A 2,322-nucleotide genomic window follows, 5' to 3' on the forward strand; every position below is an offset into this window, starting at 1 on the left:
CAGGTCTTAACTTCCCTAAATCCATGCATTGGGGCAATTTAGATGCTAAGTTTGTGCGTCCTGTACGTTGGCTTGTAGCATTACTTGATGAAGAGGTAATCCCTGTAGAATTTGCTACTGTAAAATCTGGTAATGTAACACGCGGTCATCGCTTCTTAGGTGCTGATGAAATCACTATCAAAAATGCAGCATCCTATGTAGACACATTAAAAGAAAACTTTGTTATGGTTGATCAAAATGCACGTCGTGAATTGATCTCCAAACAATTACATGATATTGCAGCTTCTAAAAATGCATCCATCGTTTGGGATGATGATTTATTAGAAGAAATTAACTATCTTGTTGAATGGCCTACAGCATTATGTGGTGGCTTTGAAGAGTCCTACTTGGCACTTCCAGATGCAGCTATCATTACACCTATGAAAGATCATCAACGCTACTTCCCATTAGTTGACCAAGAGGGCAAATTGTTACCAATGTTCTTAACAGTTCGTAACGGCTCCGATCATTCCATCGAAGTAGTTCAAGCTGGTAACGAACGTGTATTGCGCGCCCGTCTTGATGATGCTAAATTCTTCTTCAACGAAGATCGCAAGAAACCTCTTATCGACCGTCAAGATGGTTTGACTAAAATCGTATTCCAAGAAGGTCTTGGTAACTTAGCAGATAAAACTGAACGTTTGCTTAAATTGGGCCGTGTATTCGGTGAAGAATGTGGCTTGCACGAAGATGCAGCTGTTGTATTAGAACGTGCTACAGAGCTTGCTAAAACTGACCTTACAACAGGTATGGTTACAGAGTTCACTGAATTACAAGGTGTAATGGGTAAAGAATACGCTTTACTTGATGGTGAGTCCGAAGAGGTAGCAGAAGCTATTTTTGAACAATATTTGCCACGTTTCGCAGGCGATGTATTGCCTCAAACTGAAGCAGGTAAAGTATTGTCCATCATCGATAAAGTAGATAATATCGTTGCTACTTTCAGCCGTGGTTTAATCCCTACAGGCTCTCAAGATCCATATGCATTGCGTCGTCAAACAATTGGTATCTTGAACATCTTACTTGGTAGTGAGTGGAATATCAGCTTGCGTCCAATCTTCAAAGCATCTATGGAATTGCTTAATGTACCAACTGAAAAACAAGACGAATTGCTTAGCCAAGTAGAAGAGTTCTTCACACTTCGTTTGAAAAATATCTTCCTTGATCGCGAAGTTCCTCATCATGTAATCGACTTGTTGTTGTCCAACAACGAATTGTCCGTTGCTGATGCTGAAGGCCTTGTAAATGCATTGTTAGCAAACCGCATCGATGAAAATGTTGAGCTTGTTCAAGCGTATACTCGTATGTACAATCTTGTAAAAGATGTGGAATATACAGGGGTTAATACCGACTTGTTGAAAGAAGATGCTGAAAAAGCATTGTTCGAAGCTGCTTCTAAAGCATCCGAAGCAAGTCTTGCTGCATGGGAAGCTAATGATTACGCTGCAGTTGTAGCTGTTCCAGCTACTTTGGTTCCAGCAATCAACAAATTCTTTGAAGATGTAATGGTTATGGATAAAGACGAAGCTATTAAAGCTAACCGTTTACAACTCGTTCGCTTAGCTTACAGTGTAATGGCTATTATCGGCGATATTAGTGCATTAAAATAATATATTTTGTATTAGATACATTAAACTTTTACAGAAATATATGAAAGAAGAGGTACCATTTGGTACCTCTTTTTGCTTTTACGAAGAATATACATATTTTATGCAGGATTTTTTGATATCATGGCGAATATCTTATAATATACAAAGTTGTATGAGGAGATAACAGTCATGAATCATGATGAATTATATAAAGCCTTATGTAAGGTGCCAAACGGTAAAGAAAAGTCTCGTGATAAAATAATTATAGAATTATATATGCGATCTCAAGGAGCATCTCAAAAACAATTAGTAGATGCTCTTAATATGCGTCCTGCCACAGTATCAGAGCAGACGGATATACTCATTGAATTAGGGTATGTAACAAAGCATATTGATTACATGGATAAACGAATTTCTGTAGTAGGACTTACGGAAGAGGGGAAGCGACTAGGTAAATCATTACTACATTCGTATGACCAATTTCTTAATGTACTATTTTCTGATTTTTCTGATGATGAAAAAGATGATTTATATCGCTTGTTAGGTAAGTTAAAGCGCCCAATCTTAAGCAAATAATTAGTTTCTCAAAATTATATAGAAAATACTTGCGAACAGTACGTGATTTATGATACTATATTGCTGTTAATTTGAGACAGTCCGCTGCCTATAAGGTGTAGGTATTGAATGTCTGCAA

General features: G+C 37.6%; 2 protein-coding genes. Both read left to right on the forward strand.

The window, feature by feature from the left end; translation table 11 throughout:
• A partial coding sequence (gene glyS / locus QZ055_RS09220) for a glycine--tRNA ligase subunit beta (protein WP_295826448.1) occupies nucleotides 1-1,649 on the forward strand: 1,649 nt, incomplete at its 5' end.
• Between the two features lie 168 nt (nucleotides 1,650-1,817).
• On the forward strand, nucleotides 1,818-2,204 hold the full coding sequence (locus QZ055_RS09225) for a MarR family winged helix-turn-helix transcriptional regulator (protein ID WP_119206700.1): 387 nt from the start codon (nucleotides 1,818-1,820) through the stop codon (nucleotides 2,202-2,204).
• Nucleotides 2,205-2,322: the final 118 nt, after the last annotated feature.

It is taken from the genome of uncultured Veillonella sp., from assembly GCF_905209685.1.
In the GTDB taxonomy this organism is placed as follows: domain Bacteria; phylum Bacillota; class Negativicutes; order Veillonellales; family Veillonellaceae; genus Veillonella.